The sequence below is a fragment of the Oceanobacillus manasiensis genome (genome assembly GCF_000724085.1).
GTDB classification, from domain to species: Bacteria; Bacillota; Bacilli; order Bacillales; family Amphibacillaceae; genus Oceanobacillus_B; species Oceanobacillus_B manasiensis.
On record NZ_CCDL010000004.1, the window covers coordinates 169,556 to 192,824 of the forward strand.

Sequence of the window (23,269 nt, forward strand, 5' to 3'; positions counted from 1 at the left end):
GTATTTCCCTCCCTACTCCAAGATTGATGGTACACGGTAATGGCCATCTTTTTTATCAGGAGCGTTCTTCAATGCTTCTTCCTGTGTGATCCATTCCTTTGGCTCGTCCTTACGCAACACGTTTTTCAAGTCTAGTACGTGAGTCGTTGGTTCTACCCCGTCTGTATCCAGTTCATTTAGCTGTTCAGCATACGTGATAATAGAGCTTAACTGTTCGGTAAACTTGTCCACTTCTTCGTCTGTTACGGCAAGCCTTGCCAAATGCGCAACATGTTTTACTTGTTCCTTAGTGATATCTGCCATGAACTAGCCCTCCCTCTTTCTATTTATTATGTTTTTCATTATTTACATCTTCGTGTAAAACCTGTAAGTACATACCTGTCTTAATTCTAAGTATAACACTATTGATAATAGCAGAACCAGCCACCCATAATCAAATATGTTACAAAAGCGCAGAGCACCGTTAAAATCTTAGCTATTGTAGTAGATCACCTAATTTATAAAGGGCCGCCTCTTTATTATAGAAAAGAGACGACCCTTTTAAACTTATTCCTTCATTTTTGCTTTTGCTATATCAAATTCACTTGCAACCTCTGGCTTGTTGGAGCTAAACAAACTAACCAAGATGGTTACTAAAAGATTGATGATAAACCCTGGTACAATTTCGTATAAATCGAATATTCCACCTGAGAGAACATCTCCCCAGACTATTACTGTGATGGCACCTACTAATATACCAGCTAGTGCACCGTTCCGAGTAATTCCCTTCCATAATAAGGAAAGGAGTATGATTGGACCAAATGCTGCACCGAAACCAGCCCAAGCATAACTTACAAGATCTAGTACAGAGCTTTCAGGGTTCATTGCAATTAGTGCAGCTATTAGCGCAATGATGATTGTCGCTCCCCTTCCAATCCATACAAGCTCTTTTCCACTTGCTTTCTTACGGAAAAATGCTTTGTAAAAGTCTTCTGCCACTGCGGATGATGATACAAGCAGCTGTGAATCAATGGTACTCATAATAGCTGAAAGGATCGCTGCTAAGAGAACACCAGCAACAACTGGGTGGAACAGAATCTGAGAAAAAGCAATAAAGATTTTTTCTGGATCTGCCAGCACCTGTAATCCATTTTCGGTAGTCACCTGTATTCCAAAGTTACTTAATACAGTGACATCCTGTGTACTTATAAAAGCAAGACCGACAAAACCGGTAAAAATAGCACCATATAAGCCAAGGATCATCCAAGTAGTCCCGATAAGCTTCGCCTTTGATACATCTTTTGGTGAACGGAGTGCCATAAAGCGTACGATGATATGTGGCTGACCAAAATATCCTAAGCCCCATGCAAGGGATGAAATAATCGCCATAATGCCGACGCCTTGAACCATATTTAGATGACTTGGATCAATTTCGCCCACAGCTTGTACTGCATCTGACCAACCACCCATTTGATTTAGTGCAACAATTGGCACCACAATAAGTGCTAAAAACATAAGGATTCCTTGGAAGAAATCAGTCCATGCTACAGCAAGAAAACCTCCAAGCAATGTATAAGATACGACGACGATCGTCCCTATCCATAATGCGGCATCATAGCTGAGGCCAAAAGACGCCTCAAAAAGCTTGGCTCCTGCCACCATACCTGAAGATGTATAGAATGTGAAAAATAACAGTATAACAAGTGCGGAAATAACACGGAGTATGTGAGATTTATCTTTAAAGCGGTTTTCCAAAAAGTCTGGGATTGTGATTGAATTGTTTGCTACCTCTGTATAAACACGTAGACGTTTTGCGACAAATTGCCAATTTAAATAGGCTCCAACCGCAAGCCCGATTGCCATCCATGCCTCTGACATTCCTGATGCATAAATTGCTCCTGGCAAACCAAGTAATAACCAGCCACTCATATCTGAAGCACCTGCACTTAATGCAGCAACCCCTGGTCCAAGATTGCGACCTCCGAGTACATAATCTGATAAATTATTTGTCATGCGGTACATGATTAGTCCAATTACAAGCATTCCTAGTAGATATACGATAAAAGTTATTAGTGTTGTTAGACCCACGTTTTACTTTCCCCTCTCTGTAAACATTGTGATAACGGATGCCAAGAGTACAATCGGCATTGGCACAAACAGCCAAAACCATGTTGCCCCTGTTATTGCATATTCCATGTATTGCTCCCCTTTCGTTTCCGTACTACCATTTGTTCCTCGTTGAAACAAAACACAATGACTATGGTTTCATATATCAAGTTACTTTTCAAGCGCTCAAATACCCATGATCCTTTGCATGGCTTCATTTTTAGAGCAATCAAACTTCGTATAATTACATATATCATGTTTATACCTCATATATTAAGTTCTCATGAAATTAATACAAGTATAGGTACATATTTACACTATCCCGTCTAAATTCTTTATTATACAGCAAATTTGTGTAACAAATATTTTTTATTTCTTTGTATAGGGAAACGAATAAAAAAACGCCTAGGAAAGTTTCCACACTATCCTAGGCAAATCTATCATATTTGTAATAGGGTATTAAAAAATTACTGATAACTCTTATAAAGAATTACTAAGACTAATTAAAATAGGTTGGTTTTTTGAATTGAAAGTACGCTTGGCTCTCTTTCACCAACAAAAGCTAAATCTTCTTGTTGGGTGAAAAAATAACCAGATAAAAGTACTGCTCCTATAGCAAGTCCAGAAATAATTTTTTTCATATAAATCCCTCCTTTATGGGTCATATATTAGTAATTTGCTTATAGGCAAAGTTAGCCACTCGGTAATATTTCGAAGCGTTTTTGTACTTAGAAACTTTTTCAAAGTGTTTTGCTAACAACTCTGAATAGACACTAAGATTTGCGTAGTCCTTGTTTTTCTGTAAATAAGGGATAAATTCTTTTGTAACCAAGTTTTCAAATTTATCATGCTCTTCTTTAAGTAAATAATCATACGTATTGATAACGTAGTAATAAAGTTCCCTGTACGGGCTTTTCACACTATATCTTCTAATTAAGTCTATTCCTTGATCTATAAACTTTCTAGTATTCCCAAAATCTTTAATATTATAATATTCTCTCATAAGAGATCCTACAGAGTTTAAGGTATCAATTAATTGTGCATTTTCATCATTTATCACTTCTTGAAAATGTCTGATTGCTTCTTTTGAATCATCCTTTGTTGAATAAAGATATCCAAGATTTTGATGTGTCAATAACTTTATCTCGTTATTATTATTAAGTTCACCTAAATGTAAAGCTAGATTGAAATTTTTAATAGCTTTTTTGTACATTCTTATTCTTCTGTAAGAAATACCCAGAATGATATGACATTGCGCACAACGAATAAAATTATATTGTTTCATATATACTTCTAGAGCCTTATTTGAATAGTCAATTGCCTCTAATGTATTTCTTAATTTACTATGTGTTACTCCGATCGTATATTGAAGATCAGCTGTTTCTTGTTCTTCTAACTCCACCTTATTCAGCTTTTCTTCTGATAGGTTGTAAAAATGCATCGCATTACTAAAATCACCAATAACAGAATGATAATTCCCTCTAAACTTATTCCAATAAAACAAATGCAGGTTGTCAAATGTTCCTGAAATGTCATTTAAATCATTAATCTTATTCAAGGCTTCGTCAATATCCCCTAAAATTAAATAATACCTAATCTTGTGAATTTCGAATAAAAGTAGGCTTTCAGTAAGGTTGGTATCCATTAAATTCTGTATCTCGTTGTATGTAGCGATGATCTCCTTCTTATCATTCACTTCAAAAAGCATGCTGTACCATTTTTTGCACTTTTCTTGGATCGTTGCATCGAGTGAATTATCGATTTGAATCCCCAAACGTGTGCAAAGCATTTGAATGATTTCTGGACTTGCCTCTGTTTTCAGATTCTCAATTTTTGATAAATAGGACAATGAAACGATACCTTTAGCCAAATCTCCCTGTGTCATTTCTTGTTTAGTACGTTGTAGCTTGATAAAGGATCCTATTTCTATCAATTCACCCACCCTATCCTCTACTAATAGTTAATGACTTCTGTAGTCTTATTATAACATAATTTCAGATAATTCATATTGGGAAAATATACGGGCTTTTATAGCGATTATTGCCCTAAAAACTTTCCTATTTTCCTGAGAGAGGAAAATTAACCCCTTTCCGAGTGATTTTTCACTAGAAAGGGGCTAATCGAGTTCATGTGACTATTTTCTTATTGTTAAAACATTTCGGATGTGGTTTTACCTTGCATGTGGTGAATTAGGTAATCTGGCCCACCGGCTTTAGAATCTGTACCAGACATGTTAAAGCCGCCAAATGGCTGATATCCTACAATTGCTGCAGTACAACCACGATTGAAATAAAGGTTTCCTACATGGAAATCTTGACGGGCTTGTTCTTGATGCTCACGGTTATTTGTGATGACAGCACCTGTTAGGCCATAATCCGTATTGTTGGCGATTTCGATTGCTTCATCAAAATCTTTTGCTTTTGTTAAGCCAACAACAGGGCCAAAGATTTCTTCCTGCATAATGCGAGCATCTGGTTTAAGATCAGCGAATACAGTTGGATTAACAAACCATCCCTTGCTATCATCCCCAGTTCCGCCGACAAGAAGTTCACCTTCGTTTTTACCAATTTCAATGTAATCTAGTATCTTATCATATGCACCTTGATCAATAACTGGTCCCATAAAGTGTGAGTTATCATACGGATCACCAGCAGTAAGCTCTTTAGTCAAAGAAGCAACACGATCTTTTACCTCATCGTAAACATCCTGATGAATAACAGCTCGTGAACAAGCAGAACATTTTTGACCAGAGAAGCCAAATGCTGATTGGACGATGGACTGTGCAGCAAGCTCAAGATCTGCTTCTTTATCTACTACTATCGTATCTTTTCCACCCATTTCGATAATGGTACGTTTTAGCCATTTTTGGCCATCTTGTACTTTGGCTGCACGTTCAAAAATACGTGTACCAACATCACGAGAGCCTGTGAAGCTGACAAAACGAGTGCGTGGGTGATCAACAAGATAATCTCCAACTTCGCTACCTGGTCCAGGAATAAAGTTAATAACCCCTGCCGGTAAGCCAGCCTCTTCTAAAACTTCCATTAATTTATAAGCAATAACTGGTGTCGCACTTGCCGGTTTTAATAGAACTGTATTCCCTGTCACCATTGCAGCAACTGTAGTTCCTGCCATAATAGCAAATAGGAAGTTCCACGGTGAAATAACGACTCCAACGCCTAGTGGAATATAGTTATATTGGTTAAATTCAATTGGACGGCTATTAATTTTTACGCCATCTTTCAACTCTAGCATTTGACGACCATAGTATTCTAGGAAATCGATTGCTTCAGCTGTATCAGCATCAGCTTCCTTCCACGGTTTTCCGCCTTCTTTTACTAGATGTGCAGTAAATTCATGCTTACGACGGCGAATAATAGCCGCTGCACGGAAAAGAATATCTGCACGGAACTTAGGATCAGATTTTCTCCAGGTTTCAAATGTTTTATCAGCAGTTTGCATTGCCTTTTCAGCAAGCTCTTTATCAGCTTTGGATACATATCCAATTACTTCTTCTTTGTTAGCTGGATTGACAGATACAATCTTATCATCTGTTGTGATACGTTCTCCGCCAATTATTAGGGGATACTCTTTACCCAGTTCAGCTTCTACCTTTTTTAAAGCCTCAAGCATCTGCTGTCTGTTTTCTTCTACGGTAAAATCTGTAAAAGGTTCATGTTTGTAAGGTACTACCATATTAAAAACCTCCTAAAAAATTATCCTATCCACCCTATTGATTGCGTTTTCAAAGAAAAAGCGCAAAGCGTCCTTAAAGCCAGAAGGCCGTAAGGGTGTATCAAAAACACAAAAAATAAGGAGTGACGCATGTCCACCCCTTATTTTACCCGATTTATTGTCAGACTTCAATGAATCTTTTTCCTAGTGGAAAATATGAACGGTAGGATTGTCTGCACCAGCCTCCCGGTACACGGTACTTTCTACTTTATCACTTGATGTAATCATTAGTTCGAGGTCATAGTAATTGTCAAACATATCTTGTACAAGACTGTAAGCATATTGGCTGAACCCAGTTACCTCGGCTTTTCCATAGAATTCAATAGGAATTTCGATTGTCAGCTTCCTTAACTCATCATTTATATAGAAGCCTTCCCCTATAATCCCTACATAATTTGGAAAGTATTTAGCAATCTCGGTACCAAAACTTGTTACTAATTCATGGTCTTCAAAGAATTCTTTCTTACCTTCGTCTGAAGGGAATAAGACATGTTGCTCATTTATATTTTCCCAATCTCCTAGGGACGTTGACCCACCAGCTACATTGGTCTTAGCGACATAACTTCCTGGTATAGGAGCACTTCGGTCCTGTTCCCTATATACCGCCAGCATAATCGGCACATTTTCCAGCCCTTCCATCTTTCGCAGACGATTTACTACCTCGCCTGCAATGGATGTGGCCTGCTTCATCATGTCACTTTGAGAAATATCCAAGTAGTGGTAAGAACCACCTTGTGTGGTCTGATAACGGTAGACAGACTTCATCGCAATCCCAATTGAAATTCCTTCTAGTTTTACCGTGTTATCTTCATTCTTTGACAGAAAATTTTGTTCTAAAATATGTGAAAGATATTTTGGGTTTGCCTCTTCTTCCTTTTGATTGTACTCCTCTTCAATAGCAGGATTTAAACCAGCTTCATTTTCTTCAGAGTTACGGCTCAACCATTCAAAAGCCGTACTTTCATCTATATACTGACCCTCTTGGAAGAAGTACTTGCTTGGATCATATACCTCTTTAGAATGCCTTCGCAGTCCGTCTTCCATTTCATCAATGTCCATACGGTTTGCTACTTGGTTTACAATAACACCCCTTGCCTTGCTGGGCTCATATGGAAGAACCATTTTATAATTATCCTCTGAAAGCTGGTAGCTCGGCACAATAGAAGTTTCCTGTTCTGTCTTTGTTTCATCTTGCACGACTTCTTCGTTTCTATCGGGCGTACAGCCCGTTATAAGTAGGAGTGTGCCTAACAGACATATGCTCCATTTTTTCATTCCCTTACACTCCCCTATTCCTCAAAAGCAGCCTTTAACTGTTGTTCATCCCATATGGTGACACCCAGCTTTTGCGCTTTATCATACTTGGACCCAGCATCTTCTCCTGCGATTAGTATATCTGTTTTTTTACTAACACTTCCTGTTACAGATCCACCTTGCGCTTCAATTAATTCCTTCGCTTCCGTCCGTGTGAAATGCTCCATCTTTCCAGTAAGAACAATTGTTTTTCCAGCGAATATAGTATCTACATCTGTTTCAGGACGCTTTGGCCCTTTATATTCCATGTTAATACCAAGCTCGCGAAGCTCATCGAGTAGGTTTATTACCTTCTCTTCCTGAAAATATTGGACGATTGAATCAGCCATCTTCTCGCCAATTTCATCTATAGCTACGAAGTCTTCGTAGCTTGCTTGTTGTATTTTCTCCATCGTTTCAAATTCTGTAGCAAGCGTTTTTGCTGCTTTGGAACCGACAAAACGTATTCCAAGTCCGAATAATAGCTTTTCAAGCGAGCTATCCTTTGATACTTCAATCGCTCGAAGTAAGTTTTCGACAGACTTCTCACCCATACGCTCAAGCTCCAACAGCTCTTCACGCTTTAACCTGTATAAGTCTGCGATGTTTTGTATTAAATTTTCCTGGAAGAGCTGTATGATTACTTTTTCGCCAAGTCCATCTATGTTCATGGCATTACGTGAGACAAAATGAATGAGCCCTTCTTTTAACTGCGCAGGACAGTTTGGGTTAATACAACGCAATGCTACTTCCTCTTCCAGACTTACAAGTTCACTGCCACATGCTGGGCATTCTTCCGGCATATGAAATTCCTCTTCTTCACCTGTGCGTTTTTCTGGTATTGCTCGCACTACCTTTGGAATAATATCTCCAGCTTTTTTAATGACCACCGTATCCCCTACACGAATATCCTGTTCACGAATGAGGTCTTCATTATGCAAAGAAGCTCTTTTCACTGTAGTACCAGCTACTTTTACTGCTTCAAGAATAGCGGTTGGTGTTACCACACCAGTTCGTCCTACACTCAATTCTATGTCCGTCAGTTTTGTTACGACTTCTTCTGCCGGAAATTTATAGGCAATAGCCCAGCGTGGACTCTTTGCTGTATAGCCAAGCTCTTCTTGTTGGTCAAGATTATCTACTTTTACAACAATCCCGTCTATCTCATAGCTTAGATTAGGACGCTCGTTCGTCCAATATTCTACATACTCCAACACTTCTTCAATGGTCGCACATTTTTTCCATTCCGGATTTGTTTTAAAGCCAAGCTTGCTCAAAGCTTCGAGCCTGTCACTATGGCTGGTCAGATTACTGTTGTTCCATTCCCCTACACCATATAGAAAGATATCAAGATTACGCTCAGCAGCAATTTTCGGATCTAATTGTCTAAGTGACCCCGCTGCTGCATTGCGTGGATTAGCGAATGGCTCTTCCTCTCTTTTTTCCCGTGCTTCGTTTAATGCTAGAAACGATCTATGCGGCATGAAGGCTTCACCGCGTACTTCTAAATTTTCTTTTTCCTTTATCGTTAACGGAATGCTTCGGATGGTTCTAAGATTACTTGTAATATCCTCGCCCACTGTACCATCTCCACGAGTTGAACCAAGCGTAAACTTCCCATTCTCATACGTAAGCGAAATAGCAAGCCCATCTATTTTTAGTTCACAAACAAAGGTGACAGGCTGATCTGTCCCTTGTGCCGCTCGCCTGGCAAAGTCACGTAGATCCTGTTCATTAAAAGCATTTCCCAGGCTTAGCATTGGCACTTTATGCTCGACCTTTTGAAAAGCCTCCAATGGTTCCCCGCCGATCCGCTGGGTAGGCGAATCAGGGGTAACTAACTCTGGAAATTGTTCTTCCAACTTTCTTAGTTCCTGCAGCTTTTGATCATATTCTGCATCAGGAACAGTTGGTTTATCTAACACATAATACTCGTAACCATATTGGTTTAATACTTCTCTTAATGCTTCGATTTCTTTCTGTGCTTGCTGTTGATCCATTCAAGCACCTCCTATTGCTTCGTAATTGGGGCAAATTTAGCCAGAACTCGCTTAATTCCAGTTGGTGCTGGAAAGGCAATATCAAGTTCCATTGCTTCCCCTTCACCCTGCACTTTCACGACTGTTCCAGTCCCCCATTTTTTGTGATTTGCTTTGTCACCAGGACCCCACGTTTCACTTTCGGCACCAGTGGTTTTCTGCATGCGCTCTGCTTTACGTTTTAAAGGTGCTGGTTTATCTTTCGGTTGTCCAAGTGGGCTACCAAACATAGAAGTCTTCGCCTGTTCGATGCCTTCAATTAATTCTTCCGGTATTTCACCGATAAAACGGCTAATTGGATTCATGTTAGTACGTCCATACAATGTACGCATTTTTGCATGGGTCAAATAAAGCTGCTGTTCAGCCCTAGTTATACCTACATAAGCGAGTCTGCGCTCTTCTTCCATCTCGTCATTATCAAACATAGAACGACTATGCGGGAAAACATTTTCCTCCATTCCAATCAAGAAGACGACAGGGAACTCTAACCCTTTGGCCGCATGCAAGGTCATTAAGGTTATCTTTTCCTCATTATCAGGATCTTCTTCATCAACGCGATCAATATCTGCAATTAATGCAAGATCTGTAAGAAAGGCGACCAATGTTTTATCTTCTGCGGTTGCTTCAAAGTCTTTTGTTACTGTCATAAACTCTTCTAAGTTTTCCAGACGGCTTTGCGACTCAATGGTACGCTCGTTTTTCAGCATTTCTTCATAGCCTGTCCGTTCTAAGACCGCTTCAACCATATCTGTTGCGGTTAAAAACTCCTGCTGCTGGGAAAGGGATTGGATAAGCTGGCCAAATTGTGCTAATGCATTGGCAGCTTTTTTAGATACACCTGTGAAATCTACTTCCTTTACAGCTTCATTAAAGGAAATATCATGTGCTGCTGCATGCTCTCGCAAGCGGTCAATTGACGTTTTCCCAATGCCTCGCTTCGGAACATTTACAACGCGCTCAAAGCTTAAGTCATCATCAGGATTTGTAATAAGGCGCAAATAGGCTACCATATCTTTGATTTCTTTTCGCTCGTAGAACTTTGTTCCCCCAACCATTTGGTAGGAGATATTGGATTTCATTAACGTATCCTCAACTGCCCGGGACTGCGCATTGGTTCGAGATAAAATCGCCACATCCCCCGGCGAGAAACCTTCACGGCGGGTTAATTCTTGAATTTTATCTGTAATAAATAAAGCCTCTTCCTGCTCTGTTGCCCCTTGGAAGTAATGAATATTTTTTCCGTCTGGATTTTCCGTCCACAGATTCTTTGGTTTACGCCCAGAGTTGTTTTCTATTACTTTGTTGGCCGCAGATAAGATCGATTTGGTTGATCGGTAATTTTGCTCCAAGAAAACCGTCCGTGATGTAGGGTAATCTTTTTCAAAGGATAGAATATTTGAAATGTCTGCACCACGCCAGCGATAAATCGACTGATCGGAATCCCCAACTACACATAGATTCTGGAATCGACTTGCAAGCTGTTTGACGAGGAAATATTGGGCATGGTTTGTATCCTGATACTCATCGACGTGAATATACTGAAACCTTCGTTGGTAATATTCCAGCACTTCTGGAACCCGTTTAAATAAGTGAATCGTCTGCATGATCAGATCATCAAAATCAAGTGATTGATTCTTTTTAAGCATTTTTTCATATGCTTCATAAATTTGTCCGACCTGTCTATCAAAGAAGTTTCCAACATTTTTATTGTATTCTTCAGCAGTTATAAGCTCATTTTTTGCTGCACTAATTTGACCAAGCATAGCCCGAGGATCAAATTTCTTTGGATCAATGTTAAGGTTTTTCAGAATCTGTTTGATTACAGAGAGCTGGTCCCCACTGTCCAAAATACTAAAATTACGGTTATAGCCAATCCGATCAATGTCTTTGCGGAGGATGCGAACACACATCGAGTGGAATGTAGAGACCCACATGTACTCACTTTCCGGGCCAACCAGCTTGCGGACACGATCCTTCATCTCTCTTGCAGCTTTGTTCGTAAAGGTAATAGCAAGTACATTTCGGGCTGCTACCTCTTTTTCGCCAAGTAGGAATGCAATGCGATGTGTAAGCACACGGGTTTTCCCACTACCTGCACCTGCCATGATTAACAAGGGGCCTTCCGTATGCTTCACTGCCACTTGCTGTTCTTTATTCAATCCTTTTAATAAGTCATCCATTGTCTGACTCATACTTCCACCGCCTAACTCAATTATCTTTAATAGCTTTTACTGTTTTTAGTGCTTTTTTAATATCTGTATATATAATATTGCCAACAATAACTACATCAGCATGTTCTTTCATATCTCTTGCCTGTTGAACTGTCTCAATTCCTCCACCATAGAAAAGCTTTGTTTCATCAAGCTGGTGTTTCACTTTTTTAACAAGCTCGGGGTCACCGTACTTCCCACTGTATTCCATATAAAAAACCGGTAAGTGGAAGACTTTTTCCGCCATATATGCATATGCAATGACATCTTCTTCATCCGGCAAGTAACTGTTTGTATGGGTAAAAGCCTTTGCTTCTTCATTTAAAATACAATATCCTTCAAACAAAACCTCACTATATTCCATCATGTCCACAAATTCCTTAATGGCTTGATGCTGAATATCCATCATCCATTTCTTTTCTTTTGAATTTAAAACCATTGGGATATAGTAATAATCAAATCCTGGGGTAATCGCGTCCATTGAGGATATTTCTAAGATACACGGGACAGTAAATCTGCGGACACGAGCAAGGAGATCAAGCACCCCGTCTAATGTAATGTCATCTGTTCCACCGACAATAATAGCGTCTGTTCCTGATTCGCAAATCATCTCTAAATGTTCATCTGAAATTTCCTTGGCTGGGTCGAGTTTAAATATATGCTTCCATTCATTTATTGTAGTATACAAATTGTTAATCCTCCATTAACTTAATACATTACTTTATTATACCAAAAAAACCAGGTGGAATTTAGGGATAAGGGAGAAATTTTTTGTGAAGTTGTTGGTGGGGGTGGGATGGGCTGTGGATGGGTGGCGCGTCTATTTTTGGCGGGGTGCGTCAGTTTGGTGGTTTGGTGCGTCTCTTTTGGTGGGGCTGCGTCTCTTTTGGTTGGGGTTGCGTCTCTTTGCTGGAGCGGTGCGTCTCTTTTGGTGGGGGCTGCGTCTCTTTGCTGGATTGGTGCGTCTCTTTTGGTTGGGGCTGCGTCTCTTTGCTGGATTGGTGCGCCTCTTTGCGAAGGGGACACGCGACTTCGGGAGAGCCTCACGCGACTTCGTGAGAGTCTCACGCGACTTCACGAGAGTGACACGCGACTTTGTGAGGGCCGCATGCGACTTCGCCAGAGCGCCACGCGACATTGCGAGGGCCGCACGCGACTTTATGAAAACGCCACGCGTGGCCCTCACGCTTCACTCTAATCTGTGAGGTTATAAAATTCCTTTGTATTATTATATAACTGGCGATAAACTTTTCCTAAATCGAACTTTTTCAAGAAAGCGATCTTTTCAGCGATGCGATGCAGCATGTTGGGACAAGTCAGCTGACCATGAAACTCCCCCTCAAACGGCCAGGGTCCATCTGTCTCGATCATCATCTGCTCCAGTGGGTAGTTCTGAATTAATTGCTGGATTTCTGTTTCATACAAGCAGTCAGGCGTTATGGAGATATAATAGCCATTTCTAATCATTCGTTCTACTGTTTGTTTATCCCCTTTAAACCAATGGAAATGGGCCTTTTTCACATTGTGCTTTTCCAGTAGGTCACAAACAATAGGTGCATCCTCATACACAGCGTGCAGTACAATCGGTTTATCTAGCTGGGCTGCTTTTCTAATAAATTTCTCAAGTAACTCGATATATGCATTCAAGCTTATATCCGGATTCTCTTTTCGCATGTAATACGGAAGACCAACCTCGCCGATTGCCACAAAATGGCTGGACTCTTGATCGAGCAATTCACATAGTGCTGACTGTTCTTCCTCAGTCGGTAGTACTTGCTCGGGATGGTAACCTATAGCCGGCTTCACCCGCCCATCCTTCTTACTCAGCTCAAGTAGCTTCCCGGCAGAACGCAAATGGTTCGACACACAAACCAGCGCCTCCACATTCGCATCATCTAAACCCTGCAGTATCCGTGTTTGCTGTTCCTGTGTATACATATCTAAATGAATATGGGCATCGATAACAGCTCGCATTATTCTTCACCACGCAGTTCATGGTAAATTTGTTTTTTCCATTTCAAAAATTCTTCCGTCAGCACGAGTTCTTCTCGACGGGGGCGCTCGAAAGGAATTGTAAACTCCTGCTTTACCGTAGCAGGGTTGCTCGATAGCACTAATACTCGATCAGATAAGAAAATGGCTTCCTCTATATTATGGGTTACGAATAAAACAGATTTACGGTTTTCTTCCCAAATTGATAGCAGCCATTTTTGCATGTCGAGTCTCGTAAACTCATCTAAGGCAGAGAATGGTTCGTCCAGACAAATGAAAGGCTGGGGGCTGAGCAAGGATCTAACAAAAGCAGCACGCTGTCGCATACCACCTGACAACTGATGGGGATAGGCATTCACATATTCTGCAAGACCTGCCCTCTCCAGCATGGTGCGTGCCCTTTCTTTATTTGGCTTCGCATGCAACTCTTCACCGAGAACCACATTATCAAGTACCGTACGCCATGGAAACAAGGAAGGATTTTGTGGTGTATAACTGATTCTGCCACGCTTTCCGTTTATGTTTTCCCCACCTAAACAAAGGTCGCCTTCATCCGGTGTAAATAAGCCACCTATTAAATGAAACAGCGTACTTTTCCCACTACCAGAAGGTCCGAGCAAGGAAACAAATTCTCCTTCTTTTACGGAAAAAGAAACAGATTGAAGTACTTTTTTCTCTCCAAATGATTTGGATACCTCACTTACTTTAAGTTCACTCATGACTTCGCCTCCTGTTCTGCCCGTCCTTTAATACAAAACTTTTCCAGTACAATAATAAGACTAAAAAATAGCAAACATAACAGCATGATGAAAAATATCGCTACAAATACACGGTCTGTCCTAAAAGAGGACTGTGCCAATGTCATATATACTCCGATGCCCTGGTTGGCACCTAACCATTCGGAAATGACTGCTCCCATCACACTGTAAGTAGCAGATATTTTTAAACCAGAAAATACAGCTGGCAATGCATGTGGAAATTCAAGCTTTGAGAAAACTTGCCATTTTGATGCGCCTGCCATGTACATATAATGCTTCATCTCTGCATTTGTTTGGCGGAATCCATCCAATGCCGCCACCGCAACCGGGAAGAAACAAACAAGGGTAATGATAAATAATTTTGGGAGGACACCAAACCCAAACCATATAATCAACAATGGAGCCAGCACAATGATCGGGATGTTTTGGGAAAGAATGAGCAATGGATAAAACGCCTGCCGTACACGAGGCATCAAATGTAATAAGATAGCTATAAGCAATCCTATACTTGTGCCGATTACAAATCCTAGTATCGATAGCTTTGTTGTTGAGACGAGATGATGTGCATAATTAGACCAGCTGCTTAACCCTTCTTCCATAATGGTCAATGGTGATGGCAGTAACCAAGCTGGAATGGCAAACAAACGACTGCTAGATTCCCACAAAATTAGTAAAAGGACAACGACCAACACTGGACGCCATCCTTGCTTCACAATTTTTTTCATAATCATAAGGGTACTACCAGGAGCAGTACCCTCCACCTCCATTCTTAACGGTATTTTTCCGTTAACACGTCCATTGATGCTCCATCCGGCTTGTAATAAACCTTCACTTGAGAAATTATGCTCGGACATCCAAGAGTAGCCATTTTTTCATTCATTTTTTCGATGATGGAAAATAACGCTGTCAGTTCCCCTTCCATTGTAGTTTCTAGTGGATTCACCTGATACTTAACTCCTGACTGTTCAATTACATCAATAGCCGCATCGACATATGGAATACTATCTTCGCCGTTTTTAGTTTTTGGGATAATTTGTATACTTACTAACGCATTTGCCATTATTCCTCACACTCCAATTCTATTTCTCTGGTAAAAATTCATTTGTATATGCACTGCTGGCATCTAGTTCTTTTTCCAATAGTCCATTCTCATACATCCAATCTCCGTATTTCTGCCAAACATTCTCATCCTGTAATCCCCACTGGGAAGCATCATCTTGATATTTCGGGGAGATCCATTCCTGACTTGCTTTGACCAATTCTGGGTCTAGGTCAGGCACAGCCTCTATTAAAATATCTGCTGCTTTATCAGGGTTATCGATTGCATACTCGTACCCTTTCGTCACTGCCTTCATAAATGCTTGGATCGTTTCTGGCTCGGAATCTATCAGACTTTCATTTGTTGTGATAACTGGCGTGTAGTAATCTAGCTTTTCACTATAGTCCGTTAGATATTGCATATTCAAATCAATATCGCGTAGCTCAGCTTCCACCCCAGTCCATCCATAGTAGATCCAGGCAAAATCAACATCTCTTTCGACAGCCGTGAAAAAGTCGGTATTTCCCATGTTTATAATATTGACATCATCGGCGCTGGCATCTTCCTGCTTCATCAATGAATCAATAACTGCCTTCTCTACAGGTGCACCCCAGCCACCATATGTTTTTCCGGAGTAATCTGCAGGCGACGTAATTTCTTTATCCGCGGGTGAAGCAAAGCCCGATGTATTATGCTGAATGATTGCAGCAAGGGAAACAATCGGGATGTCCTGGATACGTGCTTCGGTCAAAGCTTCCTGTGCCCCTATCCCAAATTCCGCCTTTCCAGAGGCCACCACCTGGTCTGCCCCTGATTCACCTGGCAATGTGATCTCTACATCCAAACCTTCTTCTTCAAAATACCCTTCTGCTTGGGCAACATATAATCCTGTGTGATTCGTATTCGGTGTCCAATCGAGCACCATTGTCACTTTCTTTAAACTACTTTCATCTTGATCATTTCCTGTTGCCTCTTGATTACAACCTGCAATGATCAAGGTGAACAAGACAACCATAATAAGTAAAAGCTTTTTCATTCTTTCTTCCTCCTTTTTTGTTAAGACACATAATGCTGTTGTTTGGAGGAACATATTGTTTTTATGCACAAAAAATGCGCTCAGGGCTCACCCAGGCGCATATATCGTCACATTCACTTCTATATGTTCCCTACGCTGGTTTGAGCCAGATCAGGTTCCAAGGGTCTATATCTTACGGATATGATCTCAACCAGCAACACTGGTCCCCCTACATCGAAACGTACTATTCAATTAACAACATTACTTCTTTACTTTGCCATAGACTGTGAGAAAATTCAAGTTTAGTAATCCCCCACATTTCTATTAATTGCCCTGAAGTTTTTGAAGGATTTCCTCTGAAGACTGATTAATTTTATCGACATCTAATTTATTTAGAGTAGAATGTGAAAGGTTATATTTATCTTTCAAGCTTAGAATTCTCATTACACTCTCATCAATTCTTTCTTCCTTTATAGTTCCATTTTTCACAGCTTCGGTTAAGCTGTTGACTGCTTTCAGTTTATTTTCATCTCCATGGCAAACTAAAACAATATCATTTCCTGCTTGAACAGCTTTTACGGTTGCTTTTCCTATATCATAATTCTCTAAAATAGCCCCCATCGTCATATCATCGGTTATAACTACTCCATTAAAACCCAATTCTTCTCTTAACATGGAAGTAATGACGTTTTTTGACAAGGAAGAGGGATCTTTACTATCTATCTCAGATAAGAGTATATGTGCAACCATTGTCATGTCAGCTTGCTGGTCGATGGCGTTTTGAAATGGTAAGAATTCAATTCGTCGGAGTCGCTTCATATCATGATGTAATACAGGTAAGCCCAAGTGGGAGTCCACATCTGTGTCCCCATGACCTGGAAAATGTTTGATGACTGGAATTACGCCTTTTGATTCGATACCTTCCATTTCTTGAACGCCCATTTCTGAAACAATGTGCTTGTTATCTCCAAAAGATCTATCTCCGATAACCGGGTTATTTAGATTGCTATTAATGTCCATAACAGGTGCCATCGCGACATTAAACCCAAATGCGTTTACCCTTTCTCCAATCGCTTCTCCCACTTGGAATGCAAGCTCCAAATTATTTTGATCACCAATCGCTTTACTGTCCGGTAGGTTTACTATTTGGGGAGGCATTCTTGTTACAGATCCACCTTCTTCATCTACAGATATAAAAAGGGGGATATTCTGAGAGTTGGTGTTCAATTCTTTAAGTTCCCTGTTTAAATTAAATAATTGTTTTGAATCGGTAATGTTCCTTTCGAACAATATGACTCCGCCTATATGGTTTTCTTGGATGAAACCGCTCGTTTTATCGTTCATTTGTGTACCTTCAAACCCGAACATAAGCATTTGGCCAACTTTTTCTTCGATCGTCATAGAAGAGATTTTTTCTTGTACTGCATCTTCCATGTCATCATCTGAAGATTTTACGGTGTCATTTCCGCCTTCGTCTATAGCATGACCTTGCGTATTGCTTTTATCTTCGTCTTCATCTCCAACACCCTTAGGTTGGTTTTCTTGCTCCACGCTATTTTCCGAAGCTTGGGAACATCCCACCAACATAACGCTTAAGACGAAAGCTAAACGAAGCCCTATCGCTTTCCAATTAGTGTGGTTCATTTTCATGATGTCCTCCCATGTTTAGCGATATGTAACCTTCTCTGTATCTCCTCATCTCATTATTCTTTAGTATAAACAAAGAGATGCCGGGTTATGACCCTAGCATCTCTTGTTTATTTCTTATCTTCATCCATTCGGTCTAAGACCATCTTATATCCATCACTACCATAGTTGATGCATCTACGCACACGGGAAATAGTTGCAGTCGAAGCATTGGTTTCCTGTTCAATTACCGTGTAGGTACGGCCTTCAGTTAGCATTTTTGCCACCTGTAGTCGCTGAGATATCGCATGAATCTCTGACATCGTGGCGATATCATCAAAAAAGCGATAGCACTCTTCACGGTCCTTTAATGTAAGGATAGCATCGAACAATTGATCGAGCTGTTCTCCTCGTAGTTTATCTATTTGCACTAACAAGCCCTCCTGCTTCTAATTAGTTATATTGACGGACCCGGTTAACCCAGGATTTGTAGGGATAACATTGATCCAAGTTTTTCCCGGCATGAAACCGACTACTTCTCCATCTTTTACCGGGAGTATTCTTCCCTCTCTATTTTCCCACTGCAACTCTTGTACTTTTCCTTTTTGCAAAAGGTAGGCATTTCCGCCTGATTCCATGTCGATGGCCCGCCGCCCTGCATCATCAATTACTTCATGAGGTGTTTCTACAATCAACACATTCGCTGCCTGTATCGGTTCCTCTGTGTTTAACTCTACTGTTGGTTCACGGTCATTGTACCGCGTGAACACTTCCTCACTAGCATTATAATCATATTCAACAATTTCCATTGGTTGCTGTGCATAAACAATTTCTACATGCTGAGCTGGGTCACCGGAAATTTCTGCTTCATCATCTGCTATAAATGGAAGCGGCTCTATTTCAGCTGTTGTCTCATACCCTTTTGATGCAGCAACATCCTTTACAGCCCCAAGCTGTAAATAGGAATTATGCGGCGACTTACGAAATGATTCTCGCTTGAATAAGTTTCCATCATTATCATATAGGGATCCATTTAAATGTTCAATTCCTCTGTTTATAATCATATCATTAACAAAATTTGCTGCCCCATGATAGACATAAAGCGCGTTATAATCATTGGCCAAATTGAAGTAATACTCCCGTGCACTTCTTACAGGCCCAACGACATCCGGCAATTCACTTTGAAACATAGCAAGAAAACGTGTGATTTTTCCTTCAGCTAACATTTCAAACACGATATCAGCTTTAGACAATCCGGTTTGCGGCCTCGCCTTGGAATGATTATTAACCATTACAGCGACAATGCGGTTGTCAGTAGGTTCATCTATTGCCATCCCTGTCAATGGGGCTATAATTTCATTTGAAACTTCTGGTTCATTTGACTTCTCCTGCACATCTACATCTTTCTTTTCATTGTTTTCCGCTTCCTGTTTTTCTTTATCGGAGCAACCAACGAGTAAGATGAATGCACAGACAAGCATCCATACAATTTTCTTCATTTCTCACTACACCTTTGTTAACTTAGATTTTACTCTATTATACGCTAACACATGGTGGCTGGGAATAGTACTTCTTTTTTCTTCACGTCCACAATCCCTTGCTGTGTGATTCGGATGTAAGGCAAGTGTGTTGAAGATAAGAAAAATATGGAGTAAACCGGATCTTCAAAAGGATAACCATACTCCTTTAAAATTTGCTTAAGCAGCTTTTCCTTTTCAATTAAATCACGCATGTTTCCATCATACATGGTGCCAGAGAGTGTGAGTGGGATCTCCAGTAAAACTTCTCCCTCATGGACAATGACAATTCCTCCGCCTAATTCCTTCAATCTTTTGCCCGCAAGAATAATATCAGCTTTATTTTTTCCTATATATATAAAATCACCTGTCGTAGAATACGAGCTTGCCATGCCGCCAAGACGGTCTGTGAAGCCTCGTATTGTCGTGTTGACACGCCATTTCCCTTTTCGGTCTAACAGTAAGAGGAAAGCATCCTTCTTATTGTCGGGCAGTTTTTCTGTTGCAATGTCCGTATCAATTGCATATGGTTTTATAATCACATCATTTACCATATCAAGCCCAATTGGTACAGAAAACTGTAATGCCTTTTCCGTCAACTCCCAGTCATAATGTAAGGGGCCAATACCATATTCCTCCCAGTTCACTTTCCTGGGAATCTCTTGGGCTTCATGATGTTTTACAATCCACTGTCCTTTTGCCAAAATGCTTTCTGGATATGGGTCATCCTTTTCTGTAAGGATATTAATATTGGCAATGCGTCCTGGTGCAATGCTTCCAAGCTGCTCCTCAAGACGAAGATGCTTTGCAGCGTTATAACTTGCCATCATATAGGCTTCCTCAATCGGGACACCTTTTTCTATCGCAATCTCAATACATACATTTATTAAGCCTCGCTCATAAAAACCTGGTGTAGCACCGTCTGTTGTCATTGTAAGATTATCATAGCTTTGTAGATTTTGAGCCTTCAATTCATCAAGAAGTGTCGGTAAATCTGGACGAATCGAAGAATAGCGTAGCCCTACTTGGTAGCCAAGGCGCAACCTATTCATAACATCCTCGCCAGTCATAGATTCATGGTCTGCATTAACACCTAATAGTTTCATTTTAGTTAAAGTCTTTTCAGAGGCTCCAGGTAAATGTCCTTCTACTGGCTTCCCTTGACGTTTCGTTTCTTGGATCCAGTGCAGAAGCCGGTCATCCCCTGCTAATAAATCAGGCCATGATGTCAGCTCTCCCCCCTGAACGACAGCGGGATGCTTTATCCACGAAAGGATTTCCTGTGTGTTAAAAAGCTGTGTGTCATCCTTCAATTCTGTCTGCGCATCAAAGCGAGCCCACCAATACATGGAGACAGGATGTTTTTGAAACTCATTCAATAAAGAAAACGCTTTCTTTTTCTTCAATAATAATAGCCATAAAATGTTATCATTTACTAGTGTTGTAGTTCCCGTTTGTGCAGCATGATTCGCCAGCTGTTCAGGATTATATAATTGAAACGGGTGGGCATGCGGCTCGATATACCCGGGTACAAGATACTTACCTGCACAATCCATTATTTCTACATCCTCTGTATTAGCAGGAAGCTTTTCCCCTACATAGACAATGCGATCATCAACAATCCAAATGTTTGCCGAAATCCACTCTTTCGTATACGCATTTAAATAAATAGCATTTGTTATTAGCAGGTCAGGCTTATCCAATCCATCAATGACGCTGACATGCTTTCTCAGTTCACGGTTTCTCCAATAATAACCATTCTCTAACATTGACAACGCTCCAATACTTCTTTTTCTTTATTTTACCATATATAATACTTTAACACTGTAAAGTTACTATTAAAAAGGTATGTCCATTTTGTGAATAGGCTTGGGAGTGTTCGTCGGTTTCGGGAGGGGGCGTGCTTCCATTGGTGCTGTGGTTTTGGTTTTGGGGTCTGTGGTTTCAGTATATGGTGCTGTGGTTTCACTTTGTGGTGCTGTGGTTTCACTTTGTGGTGCTGTGGTTTCACTTTGTGGTGCTGTGGTTTCACTTTGCGGGGCTCTGGTTTCACTTTGCGGTGATGTGGTTTCACTTTTGGGTGATGTTCACTAGCACAATAACAATAGTTTCTACCACCCTCGTAATCTTATAATTATATTGAGAAAAATCAAATAGTTGTTGAGCGATATGGTAAAATATAGTTAAAAATATCTAATAATATGCTCTTCATCTAACATCTTAGTATTTTGATAAATGGGTATGTGCTTAGAAACTTTAAGGTGGCTATTCAAAATGGTATTTGATTTTGGAAATTCTGCTATTGTTTTACCTCCTTTCCACATTACGGTTATTGCTATTATCGTCATTTTCTTATTAGTAAGGTGGAGTAAACAATTAGAAACCAAACGTTCTAGAGTGTTTTTTTACTTTCTATTTAGCACTTACATTACTCGGGTTTATACTACACTAGAAGGTAAATTTGAATTATGGATTCCCTTAGGTTTTATAGCCGTTATCCTATACTTGTTTCTGAACAAAAGAAACCACCCTTCTAAATTGAAAGCAAGTATCTTAGGATTCTGCATAGCAATTTATCAGTTAATCCTCCAATATATCGGTTAGTTCTATTAATAACTGAAAAATCTAATGCTGACCCTATTGTTGGTTACTTTTTGGGAGAGGACAACTGAACTTAAACGCTTTTTATAGGCGTGTATCTATTAAATTTACTTATAAACATTTAGGAGAGAAGGATAAATGTATTCAAATTACGAAAAATCAAAGTCTCTGAATTGGGAAGAAATTAAAATTCCTAAGATAATAAATATAGTTACAATTGGCCTTATTGTAATTAGTACCCTGATTGTACAATATTCGGTGCCACTTCATGAATTATTTGATCTAATAAAACAAAATCCCTTGTTAATACTTGCATTCCCTCTTACAGCATTTGTGTATATCGTTTTACACGAATTGACACATGGAATTTTGATGAGATATTACAGTGGAGTAAGCCCACAATACGGCTTTAGCGGACTTTTTATATTTGCTAAAAGTGAAGCGGTTTTTAATAAATATGCATACATAATAATAACCCTAGCACCTATGATTGTTTTAGGAGTTATTTGTTCGTTGCTATTTTTTATGATTTCAGGAGCAGGAGTCTGGTTTACCTTATTTGTGTGGATAATTAACCTTTACGCTTCAAGAGGTGACTTACAGGCAGTAACTTTATTAAAGGGTCTTCCAAGTACATATAGCATAAAAGATGATGGTGATTCGGTTCATATATTTAAACAAACATACTGATTAATTTTATGCAAAGTAACTAGTACGAGGTTTAAACTTAAAGATTGGAGGGATTTACTATGAAGCTTAATCCAAAAAAGTATCATGTTAATAATTTACATTATACTGTAAGGTCTGCCAAAGAAAAGGATGCTAAAAGCTTGTCTGAACTGCGACTCCAGATTGATGGGGAAACAGAGAATCTAGATAGAGAAAAAGGCGAGGCATACATAGATGAGCCAAACTTTAAACAAATTATTGCAGAGGATACAGAGACTACTAGTAACCTATTTTTAGTTGTAGAAGTTAATGAGAAGATTGTAGGCTTTTCTAGGTGTGAAGGCAACAAATTAAAAAGAACTTCTCATAAGGTAGAATTCGGTGTCTGTGTATTAAGAGATTACTGGGGTTACGGTATAGGAAAAAATCTCTTAGAAGAGTCTGTTCGTTGGGCTGACTCGAATGATATTAAAAAGATGACTTTAAATGTGCTTGAAACAAATGATAGAGCCATAATTCTGTATAAAAAATATGGTTTTGAAGTGGAAGGTATCTTAAAAAAGGACAAAATTCTGTCTGATGGTAATTACTATAATACTGTTGTGATGGGACGATTTAAACACGAAGATACCAGTTTAAACTTAAGGTGATCCCAAATTAAAAAATCATGTATCGCAATATAATGCTTAG

At 39.8% G+C, this 23,269-nt stretch carries 21 protein-coding genes and 1 riboswitch; of the genes, 3 read left to right on the forward strand and 18 right to left on the reverse strand.

Annotated elements, in window-relative coordinates; genetic code table 11:
* Positions 1-12: 12 nt before the first annotated feature.
* From gatC to BN985_RS17660, 18 genes are all read right to left on the reverse strand, one after another.
* Complete coding sequence (gene gatC / locus BN985_RS17570) at positions 13-303, reverse strand: Asp-tRNA(Asn)/Glu-tRNA(Gln) amidotransferase subunit GatC (RefSeq protein WP_042225192.1); 291 nt, start codon at positions 301-303, stop codon at positions 13-15.
* 243 nt (positions 304-546) lie between these two features.
* A complete protein-coding gene (gene putP, locus BN985_RS17575; protein WP_042225193.1) occupies positions 547-2,067 on the reverse strand; it encodes a sodium/proline symporter PutP in 1,521 nt (506 codons plus the stop codon).
* A 521-nt stretch (positions 2,068-2,588) separates the two neighbouring features.
* Positions 2,589-2,726, reverse strand: a complete 138-nt coding sequence (locus tag BN985_RS19145) for a hypothetical protein (protein WP_156960162.1) — start codon at positions 2,724-2,726, stop codon at positions 2,589-2,591.
* A gap of 20 nt (positions 2,727-2,746) precedes the next feature.
* Entirely contained in the window at positions 2,747-4,018 is a 1,272-nt protein-coding gene (locus BN985_RS17585) for a helix-turn-helix domain-containing protein (protein ID WP_042225332.1), read from the reverse strand.
* A 215-nt stretch (positions 4,019-4,233) separates the two neighbouring features.
* Complete coding sequence (gene pruA / locus BN985_RS17590; RefSeq protein WP_042225195.1) at positions 4,234-5,781, reverse strand: L-glutamate gamma-semialdehyde dehydrogenase; 1,548 nt, start codon at positions 5,779-5,781, stop codon at positions 4,234-4,236.
* Between the two features lie 183 nt (positions 5,782-5,964).
* Positions 5,965-7,095, reverse strand: a complete 1,131-nt coding sequence (locus tag BN985_RS17595; RefSeq protein WP_042225197.1) for a CamS family sex pheromone protein — start codon at positions 7,093-7,095, stop codon at positions 5,965-5,967.
* A gap of 14 nt (positions 7,096-7,109) precedes the next feature.
* Positions 7,110-9,113 carry an NAD-dependent DNA ligase LigA gene (gene ligA, locus BN985_RS17600; RefSeq protein ID WP_042225199.1) on the reverse strand — a complete coding sequence of 668 codons (2,004 nt, stop codon included), beginning with the start codon at positions 9,111-9,113 and terminating at the stop codon, positions 7,110-7,112.
* A gap of 11 nt (positions 9,114-9,124) precedes the next feature.
* Positions 9,125-11,344: a DNA helicase PcrA gene (pcrA, locus tag BN985_RS17605; RefSeq protein WP_042225202.1), complete on the reverse strand. Its 2,220-nt coding sequence runs from the start codon at positions 11,342-11,344 to the stop codon at positions 9,125-9,127.
* A 16-nt stretch (positions 11,345-11,360) separates the two neighbouring features.
* Positions 11,361-12,050: a heptaprenylglyceryl phosphate synthase gene (pcrB, locus tag BN985_RS17610; RefSeq protein WP_042225203.1), complete on the reverse strand. Its 690-nt coding sequence runs from the start codon at positions 12,048-12,050 to the stop codon at positions 11,361-11,363.
* A gap of 506 nt (positions 12,051-12,556) precedes the next feature.
* Positions 12,557-13,336 (reverse strand): TatD family hydrolase, encoded by a 780-nt coding sequence (locus BN985_RS17620; protein ID WP_042225205.1) that lies wholly within the window; start codon positions 13,334-13,336, stop codon positions 12,557-12,559.
* Positions 13,336-14,073 carry an ABC transporter ATP-binding protein gene (locus BN985_RS17625; RefSeq protein ID WP_042225206.1) on the reverse strand — a complete coding sequence of 246 codons (738 nt, stop codon included), beginning with the start codon at positions 14,071-14,073 and terminating at the stop codon, positions 13,336-13,338. Before BN985_RS17625 ends, BN985_RS17620 begins: the two co-directional genes overlap by 1 nt.
* Positions 14,070-14,837, reverse strand: coding sequence for an ABC transporter permease (locus BN985_RS17630; protein WP_042225333.1), 768 nt, complete (start codon positions 14,835-14,837; stop codon positions 14,070-14,072). The genes BN985_RS17625 and BN985_RS17630 overlap by 4 nt, the downstream gene beginning before the upstream one ends.
* Before the next feature lie 44 nt (positions 14,838-14,881).
* The gene (locus tag BN985_RS17635) at positions 14,882-15,172 is read right to left on the reverse strand and encodes a thiamine-binding protein (RefSeq protein WP_042225207.1); all 291 of its coding nucleotides are present in this window, start codon (positions 15,170-15,172) and stop codon (positions 14,882-14,884) included.
* A gap of 19 nt (positions 15,173-15,191) precedes the next feature.
* Entirely contained in the window at positions 15,192-16,187 is a 996-nt protein-coding gene (locus tag BN985_RS17640; protein ID WP_042225209.1) for an ABC transporter substrate-binding protein, read from the reverse strand.
* A gap of 110 nt (positions 16,188-16,297) precedes the next feature.
* Positions 16,298-16,407: riboswitch (TPP riboswitch) on the reverse strand.
* 83 nt (positions 16,408-16,490) lie between these two features.
* A complete protein-coding gene (gene nagZ, locus BN985_RS17645; protein ID WP_052360742.1) occupies positions 16,491-17,816 on the reverse strand; it encodes a beta-N-acetylhexosaminidase in 1,326 nt (441 codons plus the stop codon).
* Positions 17,817-17,923: 107 nt separating this feature from the next.
* The gene (locus BN985_RS17650; protein WP_042225210.1) at positions 17,924-18,223 is read right to left on the reverse strand and encodes a YerC/YecD family TrpR-related protein; all 300 of its coding nucleotides are present in this window, start codon (positions 18,221-18,223) and stop codon (positions 17,924-17,926) included.
* A gap of 18 nt (positions 18,224-18,241) precedes the next feature.
* On the reverse strand, positions 18,242-19,291 hold the full coding sequence (locus BN985_RS17655; RefSeq protein WP_042225211.1) for a DUF3048 domain-containing protein: 1,050 nt from the start codon (positions 19,289-19,291) through the stop codon (positions 18,242-18,244).
* 44 nt (positions 19,292-19,335) lie between these two features.
* Positions 19,336-21,078, reverse strand: a complete 1,743-nt coding sequence (locus tag BN985_RS17660) for an adenine deaminase C-terminal domain-containing protein (protein WP_042225212.1) — start codon at positions 21,076-21,078, stop codon at positions 19,336-19,338.
* A 505-nt stretch (positions 21,079-21,583) separates the two neighbouring features.
* On the opposite strand from BN985_RS17660, the gene BN985_RS17670 reads away from it, so the two are divergent.
* The 3 genes from BN985_RS17670 to BN985_RS17680 all read left to right on the forward strand — a co-directional run bounded on the left by BN985_RS17670 (position 21,584) and on the right by BN985_RS17680 (position 23,229).
* Positions 21,584-21,913, forward strand: a complete 330-nt coding sequence (locus BN985_RS17670; RefSeq protein WP_042225215.1) for a hypothetical protein — start codon at positions 21,584-21,586, stop codon at positions 21,911-21,913.
* Between the two features lie 135 nt (positions 21,914-22,048).
* Positions 22,049-22,600 (forward strand): DUF3267 domain-containing protein, encoded by a 552-nt coding sequence (locus BN985_RS17675; RefSeq protein ID WP_042225217.1) that lies wholly within the window; start codon positions 22,049-22,051, stop codon positions 22,598-22,600.
* Between the two features lie 59 nt (positions 22,601-22,659).
* Entirely contained in the window at positions 22,660-23,229 is a 570-nt protein-coding gene (locus tag BN985_RS17680) for a GNAT family N-acetyltransferase (protein WP_042225218.1), read from the forward strand.
* Positions 23,230-23,269: the final 40 nt, after the last annotated feature.